Source organism: Mesorhizobium hawassense, assembly GCF_003289945.1.
Lineage (GTDB): Bacteria > Pseudomonadota > Alphaproteobacteria > Rhizobiales > Rhizobiaceae > Mesorhizobium > Mesorhizobium hawassense.
Genome location: NZ_QMBP01000009.1, coordinates 254,875 through 276,767, shown reverse-complemented (window position 1 = coordinate 276,767; position 21,893 = coordinate 254,875). Strand labels below are relative to the sequence as shown.

Sequence of the window (21,893 nt, the reverse complement as noted above, 5' to 3'; positions counted from 1 at the left end):
CCTTCAAAAGCGACGCTGTCGATGACGCAAAGCGAATGCTGAAATCCGTTGCCGGCTGATCACCAAACGCGCTTGGTCAGGCCGGTCCAGAGGTAGAACCAGATCGTCGGGTGGTACCATTGCTTGGACGGCAGCCCGGGATCGATCGTTTCCAGCCTGCCGGCCAGCGCGTTGCCGACCGCCTCGACGCAGATATCGCGAGAAAAGGCTGCCTGCCGCAGCGCGTAGCTGGCGATGGTGTCGCCCGTCTTGGGTTTGCCGCGCGCCTGCTTCAGCACGCCGCCGGTGTCGACGCCGGCATCGACCAGATGCACCGTGGTGCCGAAGTTCTGCGCGTCTCCGGAGGCCAGCGCCCAGTAGCCGCCATTCATGCCGCGATATTTCGGGGCGATGCCGGCATGATAGTTGAGCACCGGCCAAGGCATCTTTGCCAGCATGCCCTTCGACAGCAGCCTGCAGCCGGCGAGCAGGACGACGCCCGGTTCGATGTCCGTGATTTCCTTCAGGCATTCCGGCCCGTTGGCCGAGGGCACAGGGATGATCGACTGGCCTTGCCGCGGTTCGGTCGCGAGCTTCTCCTCGCCGATCAGCCGCTCGGCGTGGCCGGCAAGGAAGCGCTTGCCGAGCCTGGTCAGCACCATGGTGCCGACCTGGCCGATGGCCGAGACCCAGCCCTGGCGCCGCGCGCGGCCCATGAGCAGGCGCTTTTTGGACTCGGGGGCTTCGAGAATGACGCTCACCGGGCCGACGCGATCGGCAAGCGCATTGACGATGGCCCAGATATGCGGACCACCTTCGGTGACGACCACGATCGGTCGCGTACTCGATTCCGACGCCGCCATGGCAAGCACCCGCTCTTGAGACCGGCGGATGCTATTCGGCGCGGGTTAATCCTTGGTGTGCCGAAGGCTTTCCGTCAGGCGCCAAAGGTTCGGCTCAGCGCTTGAACTCCATGATGTCGAGTTTCGATTCGTAATAGGGCGAGGGGAATTCGATCCGCCATTCGGTGGCGCTGTTGCGGAAGGCGTAGCCGACCTGGTCGCTTTCGGGGCCGCTGCCATAGGGCTTGGCCTTGTCGTCATTGACCGAGAACGAGCCGAGATAGATGGCGCGCTTCTCGCCGTCGTCGAAGAAGCGGCCGGCGGTGCGCTGCGAGCCGCTGATCTTCGCAAGCCGCCAGCCGGAGCCGTCGTCGGTCACCTTGCATTTGAACCAGCCATAGATGATCAGCGGGCTTAACCCACCCGCCTTGATGGTGCGGCACTTCCAGTTGCCGGTGAGATCCTTGTCGGAGAAGGCGACGAGCGGCTTGAGAAGGAGCGCATCCAGTTGCTTGACCTCCGCCGGATCGCCAGCCTTGGCTTCGTCGAGGGCCGCCTTGCGCGTCTCGCCATACCTGTTCAGCCGCGTCTTGTCGGCTGATGTGATCAGCTTCTGCACCTCGCCGTCGGCATGGGCTGGCAAGGTGAGGGCGACGAGGCCGAGGGCGGCAAAGAGCAGGCGCGGGGTCATAAAATCTGTTTCCTCAATCAATGGCTGGAACAGTTCTTTCCATCACTGCCGCACAACTTACCGGTTCGCCACCGCCTGTCATCCATGCTTAACAACGGCAGCTCGGAAAAATGGAGGTTCGATCGATGCGGATCTTGCTCACGGGGTCGTCCGGGTGGCTGGGCAGCGGGCTTGAGCCAAGGCTAAAGGCGCTCGGCCATGAAATCATCGGCCTCGATCCGGTTGCCTCGGCTCGCACGCAGATCGTCGGCTCGATCGCGGATCGCGACCTTGTCCTGAAGACCGTTCGGGAGAATCGCATCGAGGCCATCATCCACAGCGGGGCGCTGCACAAGCCGAACATCGAGCATTACGAGAACGGCGTCTTCGTCGCCACGAACGTGCAAGGTACGCTCAACCTGCTCGATGCCGCCGTGGCCTGTGGCGTGCAGCGCTTCGTCTTCACTTCGACGACATCGCTGATGATCTCGCAGACGATCCGCGCCGGTTTTGAGGGCGGCGCGCGCAAGGCGGCCTGGCTGACCGAGGAGATGTCGCCGGAGCCGCGCAACATCTACGGCGTGACGAAGCTCTCGGCCGAGCATCTGTGCCGCTTCTATCATATCGAGCATGGGCTGCCGGTGGTGGTGCTGCGCACTGCGCGCTTCTTTCCCGAAGCGGACGACATGGCGCACGCGATCGAGCAATCCGACGCCAACACCAAGGCGAACGAGTTGCTGTTCCGGCGGCTGACGGTGGAGGATGCGGCCGCGGCGCATGTCGCCGCGTTGGAGAAGGCTCCGCGGCTCGGATTCGACACCTTCATCATCTCGGCGCCGACACCGTTCCGGCCGCAGGATTGCGCCGAGTTGATCGCCGACGCGCCGTCCGTCGTCGCGCGCTATTTCCCGAACTATCCGCGCCTCTATGTCAGGAAGGGCTGGACGATGTTCTCGTCGATCGACCGCGTCTACGATTCGTCGCGGGCGAGGGAGCGCCTCGGCTTCGTCTGCAAGACGAGTTTTGCCGACGTGTTGGCGGCGCTCGAAGCGGAGGCGTGAAACCGTCAGGCGCGGGCCGCCGCCCGGGCCAGTTCGCTCGTCAGATCGCCATAGCCGGTCGCTCGCCGCTCATAGGCAAGGCCGAGCATAACAGCGGCTTTCTCAGCGACCTTGTCGAGCTCCGGATCATCGGTCTGGGCGAGATAGATCAGCTTCTCGTAGTTACCGAAATAATCCTTGATCAGCTCGGGGTGTCGGTCGAGGCCGAGCGGCTTGATGAAGAAGGCATCGAACTGGCGGCAGAGGAAATCGGTCATATAGAACGACATCATGTCGTCGTCGGCGACCTTCGCATAGGCGTCCATGCCCTGGTAGAAGGCAAAGCAGTGCGGGCCGGCCATGCGCTCGACGCCGTGCTTCTCGATGACGCGGTCGAGCAGGCCGCCGGTGCCGCAATCGGCATAGCCGACGAAAATCTGGTGGTAGCCTTCGGCCTTGGCCTTCTCGATCGCCTTTTCCATCGCCGGCGCAATGCGGTCCGGATAGAAATGGAACTCGGCCGGCAGGCAGGTCAGTTCGAGATGGTCGAGCCTTAGCTGTTGCTTGACGGCCAAAACTTCGCGCGCAATCATCCCGCAGGCGATGACGAGTAGCCTGTCTGTTTGATTCGGTTCCGTTTTTTGCGTCTTGACCAAGTCGGGCCGGCTTTCGCTGCGGGGCTAAAATCTGTCGAGGGAGACACCGTTCATGAAACTGCTACGCATCGCGCCGATGGCCATCCTTGCCTGCGCGCTTGCACTCACCGCCTGCGCCAACACCATTCGGGGCGTCGGCAAGGACGTCAAATCGACGGCAAGGGCGGTCAAGGACACCGTCAACTGATCTTCAGCCTCTTCCATCATCTGTGAACAAAAAAGCCGCGCTGCAAGGCGCGGCTTTTTTCGGTCCATCCTGATGCCTTGGGTCAGGCGGAAGCGCGAACGTTGTGCTTGCGCTTCATGTAGTCCTTGGCGGTCTCGACCGCCACCGCCGCGTCGCGGCAATAGGCGTCGGCGCCGACGGCCTTGCCGAATTCCTCGTTGAGCGGCGCGCCGCCGACCAGCACGACATAGTCGTCGCGGATGCCCTTTTCCTTCATCGTGTCGATGACGACCTTCATGTAGGGCATGGTGGTGGTGAGCAACGCCGACATGCCGATGATGTCGGGCTGGTGCTGTTCGATCGCATCGAGATACTTCTCGACGGCATTGTTGATGCCGAGATCGATGACGTCGAAGCCGGCGCCTTCCATCATCATGCCGACGAGGTTCTTGCCGATGTCGTGGATGTCGCCCTTGACGGTGCCGATCACCATCTTGCCCTGCTTCGGCGCGCCGGTGGCGGCGAGCAGCGGGCGCAGGATCGCCATGCCGGCCTTCATGGCGTTGGCCGACAGCAGCACTTCCGGCACGAACAGGATGCCGTCTCGGAAATCCTCGCCGACGATGCGCATGCCTTCGACCAGCGCCTCGGTCAGCACCTTGTAAGGCACCCAGCCGCGCTCGAGAAGGATATGCGTGCCTTCCTCGATTTCTTCCTTCAGACCGTCATAGAGGTCGTCGTGCATCTGCTGCACGAGCTCCTCGTCGGAAAGCTCGGAAAGGATGATCTCGTCGTCGGACATTTTTCCTCGGGCTCCTTGCTGCTCGGAATGACTGCGGCAGCCTAAAAACGATGCGCCAATACCTAACCCGCGAGGGCGAGCTAGCCATAGCTGATTTGCGACTTCCCGCAAAAGGAAAGCGACTGAAAAGTTGGCGCTTTTCTTGTCGATTTTGCGACAGGCGTTGGCGCTGGCTGGCCGTTTCCAATAGGGTGCATGGCTACGATCCGGCAAGAAGCGGCGACGATGGGCCGCCCCAGCCAATTCAGGCCAGTTATAGGAAGAACGATCATGAGCGATAACGCGGCAGTCGAGCAGGAAGCGTCGGGTGGACGACGCGGACGTGGCGCCGGCAGTGGCGCGGCGGCACGCCGTGCGGCCCGTTCGGGCGGCGGTCCGGGTACCCAGCTCACCTACATCAAGCGCAAGATCAACGTTTATGAGGTCCTCAACGAGGAAGGCCTTGCGCTGATCGAGAAGAACACCGACACCGTGCTGGAAGAGATCGGCATCATCTTCCGTGATGATGCCGAGGCGCTGGCGCTGTGGAAAGAGGCGGGCGCCGACGTCAAGGGCGAGCGCGTGCATTTCCCCAAGGGGCTCTGCCGCTCGTTGCTGAAGACCGCGCCTTCGATCTACACCCAGCATGCGCGCAATCCGGACCGTTCAGTGCAGATCGGCGGCAATGCGACGGTGTTCGCGCCGGTCTACGGTCCGCCCTTCGTGCGCGACCTCGACGGCAACCGCCGTTATGCCACGATCGAGGATTTCCAGAATTTCGTGAAGCTCGCCTATATGGCGCCGTCGATCCACCATTCGGGCGGCACGGTGTGCGAGCCGGTCGACGTGCCGGTCAACAAGCGCCATCTCGACATGGTCTACAGCCACATCAAATATTCCGACAAGCCGTTCATGGGCTCTGTCACCGCGCCGGAGCGCGCGGAAGACACGGTGGCGATGGCGAAGCTGGTGTTCGGCGACGACTTCGTCGAGAACAACACGGTGCTTACCAGCCTGATCAACGCCAATTCGCCCATGGTATTCGACGAGACCATGCTCGGCGCGCTGAAGGTCTATTCGCGTCACAACCAGGCCTGCATCGTCACGCCGTTCATCCTGGCCGGCGCGATGAGCCCGGTGACGGTTGCCGGCACGCTGACGCAGGTGCTGGCTGAAGTGCTGGCCGGCGCCTCGTTCACGCAGCTGATCCGGCCCGGCGCGCCGGTGCTCTTCGGCACATTCGCCTCGTCGATCTCGATGCAGTCCGGCGCGCCGACCTTTGGCACGCCGGAGCCGTCGCTGGTTTCCTATGGCGCGGCGCAGCTGGCCCGCCGGCTCGGTCTGCCGTTCCGCACCGGCGGCTCGCTCTGCGCCTCGAAGGTCCCCGATGCGCAAGCGGCTTATGAGAGCGCCAACACGCTCAACTCGACGATCCTTGCCGGCACCAATTTCGTCCTGCATTCGGCCGGCTGGCTCGAGGGCGGTCTCGCCTCCTGCTATGAAAAATTCATGATGGACATCGACCAGCTCGGCATGCAGCAGAAGTTTGCCGAGGGCGTCGACCTCTCGGAAAACGGCCAGGCGATGGATGCCATCCGCCAGGTCGGCCCGGGCAGCCATTATCTCGGCTGCGATCACACCCAGGCGAATTTCCAGACCGCCTTCTACCGCTCCAACATCGCCGACAACAATTCCTACGAGCAGTGGCTGGCCGAAGGCGAGAAGACCGCGCCGCAGCGCGCCAACGAGCTCGCGCGGCGCTGGCTGGACAGCTACGAGGCGCCGCATCTCGATCCGGCGATCGACGAGGCGCTAAAGGAGTTCATCGCCAAGAAGAAGGGCTCGATGCCCGACGCCTTCACTTGAAAGGAGCCCGATTCAGGCCGGGCTAAAGTGGCCAACATCATCCACAAGGAAGTCTGGCGGAGCGCATTCTCCGACCCGGACCGGAAGGGATGATGGTTGCGCGCGGCTTGGTCGAGGAGATCGCGGCCGCGCTTGCTGCCCAAGGCCTGATCCCTCGCGGCGGTTTCCGCTTTGCCGGCGACGAGGCCGCGCCTACCGGAGCTTCCGGCGGCGCCGCCATATCTGTCCTACTTGTCGGACAGGCTGGCGTTGCACCCTGGTCGCATTTCCAGCATTGGCTCGAGAGGCAGCACCTCCCCATTGTCAATCCGCTCGACACCTGGTCGCGGGAAGTGATCGGTACCGTCGCGAAGAATTTCGGCGCACGCGCCGTGTCGCCCTCCGATCGGCCCTATCTACCCTTCCAGCAATGGGCAATGCGGGCGGAAGGGCTGAAGCCGTCGCCGCTCGGCATCCTGATGCATCCGAAGTATGGGCTGTGGCACGCCTATCGTGCCGCACTGCTGTTCGAGGACGAGATCGCGCTTCCGGTCGCTGATGCAGCGATTCACCTTTGCGACGCATGCGTCGAAAAACCTTGCCTGAAATCCTGTCCGGTCGACGCTTATTCCGGGCAGGGTTTTGCACACGAAGCCTGCCTCGACCATGTACGCGGGCCTCACGGCTCGCCTTGCCGCATCGGCGGCTGCCTTGACCGCAACGCCTGTCCGTATGGCACGAGCTACCGCTATCCGCCGGAGGCGCAGGCCTTTCACATGGCGGCCTTCGCGAAACTCTAGAAAGCAGACCGCCGCACGAAATCTTGAACGAGTCGCTCCGGGATTGTCTTGCCGGAGCGGCCCAGCCCGATATCTATCGCGCGACAAGGCAACGGAGACACAGGCATGGCGGGAAAACAGATCGAGATCGAAACCCGGGACGGCAAGGCAAAGGCTGGATTGTTCCGAGCGTCCACCAAGGCCAGGGCCGGCGTCATCCTCTATATGGACGCGTTCGGGCCGCGGCCGGCGCTTGACGAGATGGCCGAGCGGCTTGCCGGCGAGGGCTATGCCGTGCTGGTGCCCGATCTCTTCTACCGCAATGCTCCCTACGGGCCGTTCGACGCCAAGACCGCCTTCACGGTGGAAGAAACCAAGACCAGACTGATGGCCTTGGTCACCGGCACGACGCAGGAGATGACCATCCGTGACGGCGCGTCCTTCCTCGATGCGCTCAAGGCCGAAGTCATTGATGGGTCGATCGGCGTCGTCGGCTATTGCATGGGCGGCGCGCGGGCACTCAATGCGGCCGCGACCTATCCCGATCGCATCGTCGCCGCCGCGAGTTTTCATGGCGGCAATCTCGCCAGCGACGCGCCCGACAGCCCGCACCGCAAGGCGATGTCGATCAAGGCGCGCGTCTATGTCGGCGTCGCCGGCGTCGACCGCAGCTTCCCGCCCGAGCAGTCGGCGCGGCTGGCGGAAGCGCTGCGCGTGGCCGAGGTCGACCATGTCATCGAGAACTATGTCGGGGTAGGGCATGGTTGGTGCGTCAAGGACCACAGCGTTTATGACGAGGTGGGCGCTGAGAGGCACTGGAAGCGGCTGACGACGTTTTTCGCTGAAACGCTGGGATAGGCGTCTGTCGCAGATTGCCGGGGGCAACTCGCAGCGCGAGCCTTCAAAGGTTCGCGCCGCCCCTCATCTGCCCTTTGGGCGTTCGTCATTCGAAAAGCCAAGCAATTGGCTTTTCGTCCGCTACGCGGACCACTCCTCACCTCCCCGTGAGACGGGGAGAAGGAAAAAGGGTGCCACAAAAAAATCTTTCCATCGCCCCAAGGATTGGCCATTAGCCTTCGTCCAACAGGCAAATGATGGCGATGATGCTGGACGACAGCGAAGCCTCCGATGCCGAATTGATCGGGCGGGCGAAGGGCGGAGACAGGGGGGCTTTCGGCAAACTGCTCGAAAGGCACTATGGCTTCGTCTATCGCGCCGCCTATCGCTGGTGTGGCAGGAAGGCGGATGCCGAGGACATCGCCCAGGACGTCTGCGTGCGGCTCGGCCGCGCCATCCGCGACTATCAGGGCAGCGGCGCCTTCACGACATGGCTCTATGCCATGACGCTGAACGCGGCGCGCGACATGATGCGCAAGCGCGCCCGCGACACCGCCAAGACCGATGCCTATGGCGCCTATGCGTCGATCGCGGGCGAAGCGCCTACGGAGGCCGACGATCCGGCCGAGGCGCTGTGGGCGGCGGTGCGGATGTTGCCGGACAAGCAGCGCGACGCGGTGCTCCTGGTTTATGGCGAAGGATTGAACCACGCGGCGGCGGCGGAGGTGATGGCGATCTCGGAGACGACGGTTTCCTGGCACATCCATGAAGCGAGGAAACGGCTGAAGGTGCTGATGCGCTCAGCCGGGGAAGTGTGACCATGGTCGACGACAACGAACTCGAAAGGCTGCGCAATCTCGCAGTGCCGGCGCCTGACGATGAGGCGAAGGCGCGCGCGCTCGCCGCCGCCATGCAGGCCTTCGACCTCGACGAAAAAATTTCGGTAGTCCCCCAAGGAACGTTCGCAGGCCTTCGTCTCACGGAGCGAGCAAGAAAGCTCTGGAGAGAAATCATGCAACGGAAACTCATTGCCACGCCGGCCATCACCGCGCTGGTCGCGCTGCCTATCGCCGGCTATGCCGCTTTTGAGATGTTGAAGGAGCAGCCCCCCGTCATCGGCGGCAAAGGCACGGTCACCGAGACGGTTGCCGACAAGCCGGCGGCGCAGAAGCCTCTGCCGGAACAGCCCGCGATCAACGAACCGCTGGCAGCGGCGCCTGCCAAGGAGAAGAAGGCGGACGCGGACGCCGAGACCCGGGCCAATTCACAAGTCGCGCCTGCAGCACCGAAATCGGCGACCGAGGTCGACAGCTTGCTCAAGCAGGAGGTGGCCCCGGAGACAACGCCTGCCCTGCAGCCTGCACCCGCCGAGAGCGGTCAACTCGCTGCCGGCGGCAAGGATGGGGCCGGGGCAATTGCGGGTTATTCGCCGAGGCAGAGCGCTGACGAGTCGGCGCGGGCTGACAAGGCGCCGGAAGGCAACGCCGCGGCCGTTCCGGCGTCTCCTCCGGCAATGGCCGATTCCAAGCTGATGGTTCAGCCTTCGCCCATGCCTTCCGACCAGATGCAGCCGCAGGAAGAGAATCGCGACCGCATCGAGACCTTCAAGACCAATCCGGTGCATGAGACCGCGCATGACCCGGTGTCGACCTTCTCGATCGATGTCGACACGGCCTCTTATTCCTTTGTGCGGCGCTCGCTGAAGGAAGGTGCGCTGCCTCAGGCCGACACGGTCCGCGTCGAGGAGATGATCAACTACTTCCCCTATGACTGGAAGGGGCCGGATTCGGCTGCGACGCCGTTCAACTCGACCGTCACCGTGATGCCGACGCCGTGGAACGAGCACACCAAGCTGATGCATGTCGCGATCAAGGGCTTCGACGTGAAGCCGGCCGAGCAGCCGAAGGCCAATCTGGTCTTCCTCATCGACGTCTCAGGTTCGATGGACGAGCCGGACAAGCTGCCGCTGCTCAAATCCGCGTTCCGCTTGCTGATCAGCAAGCTCAAGGCCGACGACACCGTCTCGATCGTCACCTATGCCGGCAATGCCGGCACGGTGCTGATGCCGACCAAGGCGGCGGAAAAGCAGAAGATCCTCGCGGCCATCGACAATCTCGAGCCCGGCGGCTCGACAGCCGGCGAGGCAGGCATCCGCGAAGCCTACAAGCTGGCGCAGCAATCCTTCGTCAAGGACGGCGTCAACCGGGTAATGCTTGCCACCGACGGCGACTTCAATGTCGGCCAGACCGATGACGACGACCTCAAGCGGCTGATCGAGACAGAGCGCAAGACCGGCGTGTTCCTGTCGGTGTTCGGCTTCGGCCACGACAATCTGAACGACCAGATGATGCAGACCATCGCCCAGAACGGTAACGGCACCGCCGCCTATATCGACACGCTTGCCGAGGCGCAGAAGGTACTGGTCGACGACGCGTCCTCGACGCTGTTCACCATCGCCAAGGACGTCAAGATCCAGGTCGAGTTCAACCCGGCGACCGTGTCGGAATATCGACTGGTCGGCTACGAGACCCGGGCGCTCAAGCGCGAGGATTTCAACAACGACCGCGTCGATGCGGGCGATATCGGCTCCGGCCATGCAGTGACGGCGGTCTACGAGATCACGCCGAAGGGCAGCGGCGGCGAGCAGGTCGATCCGCTGCGCTACGGCCAGGCAAAGGTCGACAATGGCGGGGTTGCCAATGCCGACGAATATGCCTTCGTCAAGATCCGCTACAAGCTGCCGAACGAGAACGTCTCGAAGCTGATTACAACGCCAGTGACCGCCGCCAACGAGGTCAAGTCCTTCGACGCGGCCGGTGTGGACCAGCGCTTCTCGGTCGCGGTCGCCGCCTTCGGGCAGAAGCTGCGCGACGAGGATCAGACGGCGAATTTCGGCTACGACCGGATCGCGGAGATTGCCAACGCCGCGCGCGGCGCCGATCCATTCGGCTACAGGGCGGAGTTCCTGTCGCTGGTGCGTCTGGCCGCATCGCTGGACGGCAATAAGTAGAGCGCCGAACGGTAGGGACCGAATAGCGAAGGCCGGCGGGGCAAATCCTGCCGGCCTTTTTGGCGATCGTTAAATTGCGTGGTTTTTCGGGAACATCATCGCAATGAACCTTTGTTAGTTCTTGCTGATAGAGGTTGAGGGACCGGCATTGCATATCACCACGAATTGGAACGCGACGCCGACGGCAAACACGACGCCGGCGCGTACTCCGACGCCGGAATCCACGCGCATCCGCAGCGAAGTCGACGCCGCCCGCAACACCGCGCTTTCGGCGCTCACCAACGACCGTTTCCGCGCGATGCTGGAGCAGATCAGCGACCCGGGCACGTCGGGCGCCTTGATGACGATGGGCTCCGGCAGCCAGAAGGTCGTCGATTTCAATACCGCGCTGTCGCGCTACGCCGAAAGCAGCGAATAAAGCAGGCCCGTCAGGCGCGGCCGCGCCTGCGTTCGCGCCTGCCTTCGCTGGTTTCCGGGGTGTTTGCCGTCGCCACCTTGTTGCGCATCGGGCCGATGCGTTCGACGATCGTCTCGACGGTCGGCCGCGCCGCCTTGGTGTGCGCGTCCAGCGCCTTGCGCATGGCGGCAAGGTGAGCAAACGAGGTGCCGCAGCAGCCGCCGACGATCCTGGCGCCGGCATCGACCGCCAGCCGGACGTAGTCGGACATCAGCTCCGGCGTGCCGGAATAATGGATCTCGCTGCCGCGGAATTCCGGAATGCCGCAATTGCCCTTGACGATCACGGTCGCCTCCGGCTTCGCCTCGGTCATGTCGAGCAGCGAGGCGAGGATGTCGGAAGCGCCGACGCCGCAATTGGCGCCGACACCGAGCGGAGCCTGCGACAGCCCATCGACAACGCCGTGGATGTCTTTCGGCAGCAGCCCCATCATGGTGCGGCCGGCGGTGTCGAAGGAACCGGTATAGGTGTAGGGCAGGCCGACGCGGATCGCGGCTTCGGCGGCGGCGCGGATCTCGTCCGGCGCCGACATGGTCTCGATCCAGGCGACTTCGGCGCCGCCGGCCTTCAAGCCCTCGATCTGTTCGGCAAAGGCGTCGACGGCATCGTCGTAGGTCATGGCGCCGAGCGGCACCAGCAATTCGCCGGTCGGACCGACCGAGCCGGCGACGATCACCTTGCGGCCGGCCTTGTCGGCGACGGAGCGGGCAATTTCGGCGGCGCGCTTGTTGAGGTCGTGCACGCGATCCTGCGCGTGGTGGAGCTTCAGGCGGTGGCGGGTGCCGCCGAAGGAGTTGGTCAGGATGATGTCTGCGCCGGCGTCGACGAAGTTCTGATGCAGGCTGGCAATGGTCCCGGGCGAGGTCTCATTGAGCAGTTCGGGCGCTTCGCCGGCTTCGAGACCCATCGCGAACAGATTGGTGCCGGTGGCGCCGTCGGCCAGAAGCACGCCTTTTTCGGCAAGCAGTGCGTCGATCGGATTGGTCGCGGTCATGGCCTGAGCTTTCCTGCCTAGAATGGCTTTCATGTCTCGAATTCAAATAACGATATAAAGAAGTCTTTATATCCAGTCAATGAGCTTGCGGCCAGGAAGGCTTACGAAGCCGGAGTGATCTCGACCTCGATCTCGGTGCAGGCATCGCCATTGGTCGGGTGATGATCGACCGAGCAGGCGGTGACGACAAGCAGGAGATCCTGTTCGGCGCGCAACGTTACATAGCCGCCCGGCGGATTGAGCGAGGCCTCGACCACCAAGGTCCCGTCAGGCTGGGGCATTGAGTTCTGGAAGAGATCGACCGGGTCAGGCGTGAAGGGAAGTTCGATGCCTTCTATGCCGAGCGCCTTCATCAGATTGTCGCGGCAGTTCGGGTGGTTGGGCAGGCCGGCCCGTTCGTAGAGCGCGCTGTCACAGGCCGGGTAGAGCATGTCGTGCGGTCCGGGCGAGGCGTCCTCGATCAGCGTCAGCATGATCTTGCCTGTAGCGCTGTAGAAATGGTCGCCCGGTTTGGGAAACAGCCGCTCGGTGATGTCACGGGTCTGCGACGTGCTCAGCCAGTCGAGCCTTCCTTCGGTCGAAAAAGCCCAAAGATCCGAGACCTGCTGGCCTTTGGGATCGATGATGCGGATCAGGTCGCCGCGCCTGATGCGCATCGAACGGCCCGACTGAGGAGGAACGACGAGATGACGCGGTTTTTGCATGGATTTCCCTGAAACTATGATCGGCGGCGGCCGGCCGTCAGCATGAACTCGGTGCCGGCGATCAGACAGAGCCTGACGGGAAGGACATTGCGGCCAGCTTTTGCGCGAAGCTCGCCGCCTCGTGTGCGTTGATGTCGGCGGCCCGGATCAGATTGTCGAAATGGCTGGTAAGCGTGCGGATCGGCTGGGTGGCGCTCAAGACGATATACATGTCACCAACATAGATCGCGGCGCGATAGGGGCCGAAGATCGTATAGGGGATCGAATAGCGCATGCGGCCGTCATAGAGGAACAGGCGGAAGGTCGGGTAAAGGTCGTCGAGCAGCGCCGCCATATGCAGCAATTGCTTGCGCCGCTCGGCTTCCGGGAAACGGTCCCAGACGCCGAGGCCGCGCGCAAATATCTCCAGGGTGTGGCGCGGCATGCAGACTTCCATGTCGGTCTCCGGCCGCCTTGTGTAGTCGATGCGGTATTGCGTTTCGCCGGCCTGCGCCTCGCGGCTCTTGTTGGCGATGCCGGCCTCGTAATCGATCAGCGCCTCGGTGCGCAAAAGGTCGGGAATGCCGGCGGGCACGTAGCGGATCTTGGTGCCGGCTGCCTCGGCATGCCATTTGGCGAGCAGCGTGCGGTCGAAGCCGTCCGGCGCCTCCTCGATCTCCAGGCTCTCGCGGATTTCGCCGGTAACGCCTTCGTCGTGGCTCAAGCCGAGCAGCCAGTCGAGCGACACCTTGAACTCGGCGGCGATGTTGAGAAGGGTCTCGGCGCGGGGCAGGCGGGTCGATGCACCGGACAGCAGTTGCGACAGCGCCGAGCGGTCGATGCCGACGGCCGTGGCGAAGGCCGACTGGTTCAGGTCGGACCTTGTCAAGAGCAATTTCAGCCGCTCCCGGAAGATCGTCGACAGATCGCGCTTGTCCATCAGGCTGCTCCTGCTTGCGAGAGGAAAAATTTGCGCCGAGGCCCTTCTGAACGTGGCTCAGGCGGAAATGAATCCCCATATTTGTTTACAATGTATAACATATGCCGTCAAAAATGCGCACTCGCAACAGTTTGTGCGCATTGTCGCGTTGATGTAACGGCAGGCTCCTGACACAATGCTGTCAGGAATCGAGTTGGTTCCGGCGACTGGAGGGCAGTGGTCGATAGCATGGCAAGCATGAATACTGGCATGAACAAGAGACGCAGCAGCGCACCGGCACTCGAGTGGCCGACAGCATTCCTCGCACTCTTCTGCTACGGCACATGGCTCGCCGCCGGCTTCCTGCTTTGGCCATCCCATCCCCTGATAGCGTTGATCGCCCTGGCGCTGATCCTCGCGCTGCAGTCCTCGCTGATGCACGAGGTGGTTCACGGTCATCCCACCCGCAGCGCCCGCATCAACGAAGCCTTCGTCTTCCTGCCGATCGGGCTCGTCTGGCCGTTCCGGCGCTTCAAGACCATCCACCTTCGCCACCACGCCGACGAGCGGCTGACCGATCCGCTCGACGATCCGGAGAGCTATTATCAGGCGCTCTGGATGCATGAGGAACTGCCGCCGGCGATGAAGTTCCTGCTCAAGATCAACAACACCATGGCCGGCCGCTTCGTCCTCGGCCCCTGGCTGTCCTCGGTCGGCTTCTTCATCGACGACGCCAAGCAGATCGCCGCCGGCGACAAGACGATCCGCAGGGCCTGGCTGCTGCACGCCATCGGCATTGCCATCGTGGCTCCGATCGTCACCTTCGGCTTCGGCATACCGCTGTGGCTCTACGTGCTTGTGCCGGTCTGGCTCGGACAGTCGCTGATTTCTGTGCGCACCTATGCCGAGCATCAGTGGTCCGAACATCCGGAAGGGCGCACCATCATCGTCGAACGCTCGCCGTTGTCGTTCCTGTTCCTCAACAACAACCTGCATTTCGTGCATCACAAGAGCCCGACGGTTGCCTGGTACAGATTGCCGAAGCTGTTTCGTGAGCGCCGCGAGGAATGGCTGCGCATGAACAACGGCTATGTCTACCCGAACTATCTGGCCCTGATCAAATCCTTCGCTTTCAAGGCCAAGGAGCCGGTCATCCATCCGGCGTTGCGTCGCACGCCGGAGCCGGGCCGCGCCTTCAAGCCGCGTGTCCGGGCACGCAATGTCAGCGGACTTGGCACGGCGCCGGTTCCGGCCGAGCCGCCGAAAGAGTAATCTCGACTTTACGCGATCGCTTTTTTCGCGGCGGAACACAGGCGCCGAAGATCGCCTGTCTTTGAAAGCTGTTCGATATGAGCAAGTTCGTTGCGGCCCTGCCGATGTATGACTGGCCCGAAGCGCGTGGCGAGGTCGACGCGCAATGGGTGCTGCTTCGCGACGCCATCCGGCAAAGGGGCATCGATGCGCCGGAGGCGGTCGTGCGCAGCAATCGCGAATTGCCGGCGGTGCCTGGCGGCATCCTCGACAGCGCCGGCAAGCTGATCGCGCCCGATTCAGCGACATTGCCCCCGGACGAACTCGATTTTCACCAGCTCTGGCTGAGCCCGGCGCTGCTCTTCGGCCAAACCTGCTGGGGGCCGATGGAACTCGGCCTTGCGCGGCATGTGCAGGTGATCGCCCAGCCGAACTACGATGCGTTCGAGGGCGGGCAGGGCGAGCTCTATTCCAGCGCGCTGGTGATGGCCGCGGATGGCGGGCCACCGATTGCGTCGCCGCGGGACGGCAAGGCCGTCATCCCGATCGATCTTTTGCGTGGCAGGCGCTTCACCTTCAACAATCCGGATTCGATGTCGGGGCTGATCGGGCTGACGCGCGACCTGGAAGCGATGGGCGAAAGCCTGGACATCTTCGCCTCGCGCAGCGAAAGTGGCGGCCACCGGTCGTCGATCGTCGCCGTCGCCGAGGGCAGGGCGGATATCGCGGCAATCGACTGCCAAAGCTGGGCGCTGGCGCAGCGTTTCGAGCCGGCCGCGCGGGGCGTCAAAATCGTCGGCTGGACGGCGCGGCGCAAGGGCCTGCCCTATATCACAGCCAGGATCACACCGGCCGCGGTTGTCGCGGCGATGCGCGAGGCCGTCGCGGCGGTCGAAGGCGGCGCGTCAGAGCAGCCGCTCGTCCAGAGGGTAGGCTGACAGTTTTTCGTTGCCGGTCCCGGTGATCAGGATCTGCTCCTCGATCTTGACGCCTTCGCGCCCGCCCAGCCTGCCGATATAGCTTTCTACGCAAAGCACCATGCCGGGTTCGAGCACGCCGTCGGGCGTGTCGGCGGTCCAGTCGCTTGCGTGCGGCAGCGTCGGATATTCGTCGGCCAGGCCGACGCCGTGATAGAGCACGCCGTAGCGGGTCGGGAAACAGTCGCCCGGCGGCACCGCCGAGCGTTCGACGAGGTCGCGGAAAGAGGTGCCCGGCCGCATCAGATCCGTGTTATGGGCGATCTGGTCGGTGGCGATGCGGAACAGGTCCCGCTGCTCGTTCGACGGTTGCTTGTCGCCGCAAAGCCAGGTGCGTGAAAGGTCGGCGCAGAAGCCGTAAGGGCCGATCAGGTCGGTGTCGAAGGCGACGAGGTCGCCATTCTCGATGACTCGCGCGGAACATTCCTGGAACCAGGGATTGGTGCGCGGGCCGGAAGACAGGAGCCTTGTCTCGATCCATTCGCCGCCGCGCGCGATGTTACCGCGATGCAGCTCCGCCCACAGCTCGTTCTCGGAGATGCCGGGCTTCAGCGCCGCTTCCATCTCGCCCATCGCCGCCTCGCAGGCGACGATCGAACGGCGCATGGCGAGGATCTCGTCCGACGATTTGATGAGGCGCGCATTCTCCATCACCGCCTCGCCATTGCCGACGGAAATGCGGCGGCGGGCGAGTTCTTCCACGCCTTCGGGATTGATGTGGTCGACCGCGATGCGGCGATTGCCGCCAAACTCAGCCACGAGCTCGGCGATGCCGGCTCCCCAGCGACGGACCTTCTCATCGGTCAATTCGCCGCTGTAGAGATACATCCACGACACCGCCGGCCGCACCTCGTCGACGACGCCCGAATGGTCCGACAGGTGCTCGCAGGAAAAATAGTCGAACAGCACCACCGGGCCTTCAGTGGCGACGAAGCAGTGGCGGGTCGGGTTGTGCGCCACCCAGAGCTGCATGTTGGTCGAGTCCGTCGCATATCGGATGTTGACCGGGTCGTAGAGCAGGGCGCCGGCGTAGTCGCGGCGCTTTAGTTCTGCGCGGATGCGGTCCAGCCGGTATTTGCGCATGACGGGCAGGTTGGGCGCTGCAATGCCCGCCGCCGCCCATTCGGCTTCGGCTGTCGCGCCATAGCCCAGCACATGCTGGTTGAGCGAGGCCGCCTTCTCGCGCGAGGCCTCGCGCAGCGCTTCGATCGAGCCGGGTTCGAACGGCATGATCTTGCGGTGGCGGCCGAAGCGTTGCGTGTCCATTCGTTCCCCCTGAAACTTACGGCGCGGCCTTCTTGTGCAGTCTGGTGACGATGACTTGGCGCGGCGGCAGGCCGAGCGCCTGCGGCACCTCAACACGGCGGTGTACTGTGTCCATGGTATAGCCGGCCTTCGCCATCTCCTCGAAGACATCCGAGGACGATTCCCTGTCATCGGTCAGGACAAGCACCGCCGGCTCGCGGATCAGGCGGGCGAAGTCCGGTATCTCGTCATCGAGCACGATGAGGTCGGCGTCGACCAGGCGCAGATTGCCGACCCAGAACCAGCTCGAGACCACGGTCTTGACCGGGCCATCGGCACTGATCTGGTCGTAAAGCGACCGGTAGTCCATGCGCACGATGCTGCCGCGGCTGTCGCCGCCGTTCACGTGCATGTACCAGCTCACTGGCAGCACAAGGATGGCGAGGACTGCGCCGACGAAGACGATGGTGGCTTGCGCTTTTCCGCCCCTCTCGCCGATGGCATCGAAGCGCATGGCAAGGGCTGCGGGCAAAAGGACGAATATGGGCAGCACCCAGCGATCGCGAAACTGCGTGATGCCGCCGGCCAGAACCACCACCAGCGTGACCAGCAAGGCGAGGGCGACCGTGCGCCACAGCAGCTTCTCGGGCCACCGCGCCGGCTGCGGGGTTGTCGCGGGTGTCCGTGCCGCCAGGAAGAACGCCACGGCAACGATAGCGATCGGCAGACCTGCGAAATTGAGTATCGCGTTGCCCAACCCCCGCAGGGTGAGTGCTGCCGACTCCATCAGACCGTCGCCTTGGCCAGCGCCGAAGCCACCGCTGTGCGCCAGGAAGTCATCCGGGTGCGTGATGTTCCAGTGAAGGGTCGGGAGGCAGGCGAGGATCGCCACGGCCACGCTGATCAGCAAGCGGCGGTCGAAGATCGCCGCCCGCGTTTCGCGAAGCGACAGAGCCGCGAGGAACAATGCGGCGAGGAAGATGACGATGTTGTATTTCGACAGCATGGCGGCCGCCGTCGCCAGGCCGAACAGCGCATAGGCAATGGCCGACCGCCGCTTCTCAACCTCGACCAGCGCCAAGAGCAGCACCGAGGTGAAACAGAATATGGCGACCGAGTGGGTGAGGGCGTGCTGCATCTCCCAGAAGATCTGCGGAAACAGAAGCAGCCCGAACATGCCGGCGGCAGCGGCTCGGTTCGAATAGCCGAAGCGGCGTATGGCGGTGAAATAGGCGATCAGTCCCGCAGCGAGCAGGCCGTATTTGACGATCTTGAGCGCAAGGACGCTGGTTCCAACCAGCGAGGCCGCGAGCATGGCGAGCCATGTGTACAAGGGCGGCTGCGAGCTGCCGTAGCCGGCAGCCAGGAACCGCATTTCCATCAGTTGCTCGGAATCGTCGACGCCGACGCCGGTGCCCGCGACGTGGGACAACAGCGCCATCACCACGATCTGGGTCAGGCAGTAGAGGAGGGGAAACGCGACCGCGGCGCTGAATGGACCGACCCGTTCATCGCAGAGCCAATCGGTCCATTTTTCTAGCTGCCGCAAGGGGATCGTCTTCTCATGCTGATGCGCCGGTAGCGGGCTCGACCATGCCATAACGACCGGAGCAATCCAACAATAGCGGGCGCGTCAGGTCCGCATCTTCTCGCCGCTCGGATCGAAGGGCGGCTCGACATTGATACGGGCCGGACGACGATGGCCGAGGATCTCGATCTCGAACAGGCCGCCGCTTTCGTCCTCGGCGAGAGCGGCCGGGACGTAACCCTGCGCCATCGACTTCTGGACGTAATGCGCATAGCCGCCCGAGGTCACCCAGCCGACGACGCGCCACTCGCCATCGACGATGCCGCGCACGGCGGACGCGCCTTCGGCGGCCTTGGAGCCGCGCACTTCCTTGCCTGACGTGTCGAAGCGCGGCGCGCCGTAGCCATGCGGCTTCTCCACGGTGCCGTAGTCCTTGCTGACCTTGGCCCAGATCGGCTCGTCACCCATTACATCGGCATCGGCCGAGTCGACGATGAAGGAGACGCGCCGCAGCTTCGGTCCTTCAGCGTGTTCCTTCGCCGAGGCCTCGCGACCGATGAAGTCGTTCTTCTCGAGCTTGATGAAGCGGTCCATCGAGCCTTCGAACGGTCCGTAGATCGGCCGCAACTCGCGGAACCAGGTCGGGAAGTTCTTTTCCAGGCGCATCGACAGCAGCGCGCGCATGCCGAAATCGACGATGCCGAACTCGGCACCGGCTTCCTTGATCGCCTTGTAGACCAGCCGCTGATAGGCCGGCGCCATCCAGATCTCGTAGCCGAGGTCGCCGGTATAGGTGATGCGGTTGACCATGCAGGGCGCGCCGCCGACCGCCATCTCGCGGAAGTCCATGAAGCGGAAGGCCTTGGTCGAGACGTCGACATCGACCAGCTTCTGCAAGAGGTCGCGCGATTTCGGACCGGCGATCGACAGGCCGACCAGCGTCTGGTCGAAGCGGTGGATGCGCACCGATCCGTCCTTCGGCAAGTGCTTCTCGAACCAGCGCATATGGTACTTCTGCGCGGCCGACGAACCCCAGATCATGAAGCGGTCCTCGCCCGACTTGGCGATGGTGAAGTCGCCGATCAGCTTGCCGAATTCGTTGACCATCGGGGTCAGCACGATGCGGCCGACCTTCGGCATGCGGTTGGTCATCAGCCGGTTGAGGAAGTCCTCGGCGGCAGGTCCGGAGACCTCGTATTTGGCGAAGTTGGCGATCTCGGTGACGCCGACATGCTCGCGGGTCGCACGCACTTCCTCGCCGATCGGGCCAAAATCGTTGGAGCGGTGGAAGGAGACGATGTCCTTCGGCTCCTTGCCCTTCGGTGCGAACCAGAGCGGGGTTTCCAGACCCCAGCTATCGCCCATGACGGCGTTGTTGGCGAGCATGGTGTCGTAAAGCGGCGTGGTCTGCGCCGGACGCGCGGCCGGCAGTTCCTCGTTCGGGAAGCGGATCGAGAAGCGCCGCGAATAGTTCTCGCGCACCTTGGCGTTGGTGTAGCGCAGGCTCGCCCATTCGCCGAAGCGGGCGACGTCCATGCCCCAGACGTCGAAGCCGGGATCGCCATGCACCATCCAGTTCGACAGCGCGAGGCCGACGCCGCCGCCCTGGCTGAAGCCGGCCATGACGGCGCAGGCGCACCAGAAATTGGTCAGGCCCTGCACCGGGCCGACCAGCGGGTTGCCGTCGAGCGCGAAGGTGAAGGGACCATTGATGATCTGCTTGATGCCGGCCTTCTCGATGCCGGGGAAATGCTTGAAGCCGATCTCCAGCGACGGCGCGATGCGGTCGATGTCGGGCTGCAGCAACTCATGGCCGAAATCCCAGGGCGTGTTGACCGGCGACCACGGCTTGCAGGCCTTCTCATAGGTGCCGAGCAGGATGCCGTTGCGCTCCTGGCGGGTGTAGATCTCGCCCTTGAAGTCGAGCACCCCGATCATCTCGCGGCCGGTCGACTTGTTGAATTCCTCGACCTCCGGCATCGGCTCGGTGAGCAGGTACATGTGCTCCATCGCCAGCACCGGCAGCTCGACGCCGACCATGCGGCCGATCTCGCGCGCCCACAGACCGCCGCAGTTGACGACATGCTCGGCATGGACCGTGCCTTGCTCGGTGACGACGTTCCAAGTGCCGTCCGGCTGCTGCGTCAAGTCGACGACGCGGTTGCGCAACACGATCTCGGCGCCGAGCTTTTTCGCCGCCTTGGAATAGGCAATGGTCGTGCCCGAAGGGTCGAGATGGCCTTCGACCGGATCCCACATGGCGCCGACGAAGTTCTTTTCGTCCATAAGCGGGAACATCGCCTTAGCCTCCGAAGGCGTGATCAGTTCGGTGTCCATGCCGAGATAGCGGCCCTTGGCATGGGCCAGCCGCAGGAAGTCCATGCGCTCGGGCGTATCGGCCATCATCACGCCGCCGGTGAGATGTAGCGAGCAGGACTGGCCGGAAATCTCCTCGATCTCCTTGTAGAGCTGGACCGTGTAGGCCTGCAGCTTGGCGACGTTCGGGTCGCCGTTCAGCGTATGGAAGCCGCCGGCCGCATGCCAGGACGAGCCGGAAGTGAGCTCCGACCGTTCGATCAGCATGATGTCGGTCCAGCCAGCCTTGGCGAGGTGATAGAGCACCGAGCAGCCGACGACGCCGCCGCCGATGACAACCGCTTTAACATGAGATTTCATACAGATGGGTCCGTGTTTGAAAATACTGAATCGGATGAGCGGGGTGTGAACACAAAGCGCAGATCGGAAGCGACAATGTTTTCGACCAGCCTGCCGTCAAGCGCGGCAAGGTTGGTTTCACAGACGGAGGTGCGGTGTTTCAGGACGTCGTGATTCCACACACGCAGGATGGAATAGCCTTCAGCCTGCATGAAGTCGTCGCGGCGGCGGTCACTGGAACTGTTGGCGTGTTGGTGGCCATCGACTTCGACGACGAGCCAACGCTCGCGGCAAGCGAAGTCCGCGAAATAGGGGCCGATGGAAAACTGGTGCGTGAAGCGATAGCCACCGAGCTTGCGTGCCTTCAGTTCAAGCCAAAGCAATGCTTCCGCCTGATTGCCCGCTTGCCGTAGGTTTTGTGCTCGGTGGGTTGTGCCCTGTTTGCGGCGACTGCGGGTTTGACCAGCGCCTTCCCCCACTCCGTCGCCGCTTCGCGGCGCCACCTCTCCCCCGTCGACCGGGGGAGAGGTGTCGAGCGCAGCTCGACGGAGTGGGGGTCGACCGTTCATCGACAACATT

The 21,893-nt window shown here is 63.5% G+C and carries 21 protein-coding genes; 10 read left to right on the top strand and 11 right to left on the bottom strand.

The features are described 5' to 3' along the window. Window positions 1-59: 59 nt before the first annotated feature. A complete protein-coding gene (locus tag DPM33_RS20070) occupies window positions 60-842 on the bottom strand; it encodes a formyl transferase (protein WP_112099162.1) in 783 nt (260 codons plus the stop codon). Window positions 843-936: 94 nt separating this feature from the next. After that, window positions 937-1,512 carry a DUF4893 domain-containing protein gene (locus tag DPM33_RS20065; protein ID WP_112099161.1) on the bottom strand — a complete coding sequence of 192 codons (576 nt, stop codon included), beginning with the start codon at window positions 1,510-1,512 and terminating at the stop codon, window positions 937-939. A gap of 125 nt (window positions 1,513-1,637) precedes the next feature. On the opposite strand from DPM33_RS20065, the gene DPM33_RS20060 reads away from it, so the two are divergent. Then, window positions 1,638-2,552 carry an NAD-dependent epimerase/dehydratase family protein gene (locus DPM33_RS20060; protein WP_112099160.1) on the top strand — a complete coding sequence of 305 codons (915 nt, stop codon included), beginning with the start codon at window positions 1,638-1,640 and terminating at the stop codon, window positions 2,550-2,552. A 5-nt stretch (window positions 2,553-2,557) separates the two neighbouring features. Here the strand turns inward: DPM33_RS20060 and DPM33_RS20055 are convergent, their stop codons facing one another. Next, window positions 2,558-3,187: a DUF1638 domain-containing protein gene (locus DPM33_RS20055; RefSeq protein WP_112099159.1), complete on the bottom strand. Its 630-nt coding sequence runs from the start codon at window positions 3,185-3,187 to the stop codon at window positions 2,558-2,560. A gap of 52 nt (window positions 3,188-3,239) precedes the next feature. Between DPM33_RS20055 and DPM33_RS20050 the strand changes: the two genes are divergently transcribed. Continuing rightward, complete coding sequence (locus DPM33_RS20050; protein WP_036258641.1) at window positions 3,240-3,374, top strand: entericidin A/B family lipoprotein; 135 nt, start codon at window positions 3,240-3,242, stop codon at window positions 3,372-3,374. 82 nt (window positions 3,375-3,456) lie between these two features. On the opposite strand, the gene DPM33_RS20045 is transcribed toward DPM33_RS20050, so the two are convergent. Beyond that, complete coding sequence (locus DPM33_RS20045) at window positions 3,457-4,155, bottom strand: corrinoid protein (protein ID WP_112099158.1); 699 nt, start codon at window positions 4,153-4,155, stop codon at window positions 3,457-3,459. Window positions 4,156-4,425: 270 nt separating this feature from the next. Here DPM33_RS20045 and DPM33_RS20040 point away from each other — a divergent pair, with 270 nt between their 5' ends. From DPM33_RS20040 to DPM33_RS20015, 6 genes are all read left to right on the top strand, one after another. Then, window positions 4,426-6,000 (top strand): trimethylamine methyltransferase family protein, encoded by a 1,575-nt coding sequence (locus DPM33_RS20040; RefSeq protein ID WP_112099157.1) that lies wholly within the window; start codon window positions 4,426-4,428, stop codon window positions 5,998-6,000. 92 nt (window positions 6,001-6,092) lie between these two features. Beyond that, complete coding sequence (locus tag DPM33_RS20035; protein WP_167449145.1) at window positions 6,093-6,779, top strand: 4Fe-4S dicluster domain-containing protein; 687 nt, start codon at window positions 6,093-6,095, stop codon at window positions 6,777-6,779. 105 nt (window positions 6,780-6,884) lie between these two features. Further along, window positions 6,885-7,616 carry a dienelactone hydrolase family protein gene (locus DPM33_RS20030; RefSeq protein ID WP_112099155.1) on the top strand — a complete coding sequence of 244 codons (732 nt, stop codon included), beginning with the start codon at window positions 6,885-6,887 and terminating at the stop codon, window positions 7,614-7,616. 236 nt (window positions 7,617-7,852) lie between these two features. After that, on the top strand, window positions 7,853-8,413 hold the full coding sequence (locus tag DPM33_RS20025) for an RNA polymerase sigma factor (RefSeq protein ID WP_112099154.1): 561 nt from the start codon (window positions 7,853-7,855) through the stop codon (window positions 8,411-8,413). A gap of 2 nt (window positions 8,414-8,415) precedes the next feature. Then, window positions 8,416-10,605, top strand: a complete 2,190-nt coding sequence (locus DPM33_RS20020) for a vWA domain-containing protein (RefSeq protein ID WP_112099153.1) — start codon at window positions 8,416-8,418, stop codon at window positions 10,603-10,605. A 121-nt stretch (window positions 10,606-10,726) separates the two neighbouring features. Further along, window positions 10,727-11,023, top strand: coding sequence for a hypothetical protein (locus DPM33_RS20015; protein ID WP_245442265.1), 297 nt, complete (start codon window positions 10,727-10,729; stop codon window positions 11,021-11,023). 10 nt (window positions 11,024-11,033) lie between these two features. Here DPM33_RS20015 and bmt read toward each other — a convergent pair whose 3' ends face one another. The 3 genes from bmt to DPM33_RS20000 form a co-directional block, all read right to left on the bottom strand. Beyond that, entirely contained in the window at window positions 11,034-12,056 is a 1,023-nt protein-coding gene (bmt, locus tag DPM33_RS20010) for a betaine--homocysteine S-methyltransferase (RefSeq protein WP_112099151.1), read from the bottom strand. Between the two features lie 101 nt (window positions 12,057-12,157). Beyond that, on the bottom strand, window positions 12,158-12,760 hold the full coding sequence (locus DPM33_RS20005; RefSeq protein WP_112099150.1) for a DUF1989 domain-containing protein: 603 nt from the start codon (window positions 12,758-12,760) through the stop codon (window positions 12,158-12,160). A gap of 61 nt (window positions 12,761-12,821) precedes the next feature. Continuing rightward, complete coding sequence (locus DPM33_RS20000; protein WP_112099149.1) at window positions 12,822-13,679, bottom strand: helix-turn-helix domain-containing protein; 858 nt, start codon at window positions 13,677-13,679, stop codon at window positions 12,822-12,824. A gap of 249 nt (window positions 13,680-13,928) precedes the next feature. On the opposite strand from DPM33_RS20000, the gene DPM33_RS19995 reads away from it, so the two are divergent. Both DPM33_RS19995 and DPM33_RS19990 read left to right on the top strand, forming a co-directional pair. Next, window positions 13,929-14,930 (top strand): fatty acid desaturase, encoded by a 1,002-nt coding sequence (locus DPM33_RS19995; RefSeq protein ID WP_208648429.1) that lies wholly within the window; start codon window positions 13,929-13,931, stop codon window positions 14,928-14,930. Between the two features lie 77 nt (window positions 14,931-15,007). Next, a complete protein-coding gene (locus DPM33_RS19990; RefSeq protein WP_112099148.1) occupies window positions 15,008-15,847 on the top strand; it encodes a phosphate/phosphite/phosphonate ABC transporter substrate-binding protein in 840 nt (279 codons plus the stop codon). On the opposite strand, the gene DPM33_RS19985 is transcribed toward DPM33_RS19990, so the two are convergent. The 4 genes from DPM33_RS19985 to DPM33_RS19970 are packed head-to-tail and all read right to left on the bottom strand — an operon-like array spanning window position 15,815 to window position 21,817. After that, entirely contained in the window at window positions 15,815-17,152 is a 1,338-nt protein-coding gene (locus DPM33_RS19985) for a M24 family metallopeptidase (RefSeq protein ID WP_112099147.1), read from the bottom strand. The genes DPM33_RS19990 and DPM33_RS19985 overlap by 33 nt on opposite strands. Window positions 17,153-17,168: 16 nt before the next feature. Further along, window positions 17,169-18,731, bottom strand: coding sequence for an ArnT family glycosyltransferase (locus tag DPM33_RS19980; protein WP_112099146.1), 1,563 nt, complete (start codon window positions 18,729-18,731; stop codon window positions 17,169-17,171). 33 nt (window positions 18,732-18,764) lie between these two features. After that, window positions 18,765-21,335, bottom strand: coding sequence for a GcvT family protein (locus DPM33_RS19975; RefSeq protein WP_112099145.1), 2,571 nt, complete (start codon window positions 21,333-21,335; stop codon window positions 18,765-18,767). Then, the gene (locus DPM33_RS19970) at window positions 21,332-21,817 is read right to left on the bottom strand and encodes an endonuclease domain-containing protein (RefSeq protein WP_112099144.1); all 486 of its coding nucleotides are present in this window, start codon (window positions 21,815-21,817) and stop codon (window positions 21,332-21,334) included. The genes DPM33_RS19975 and DPM33_RS19970 overlap by 4 nt, the downstream gene beginning before the upstream one ends. Window positions 21,818-21,893: the final 76 nt, after the last annotated feature.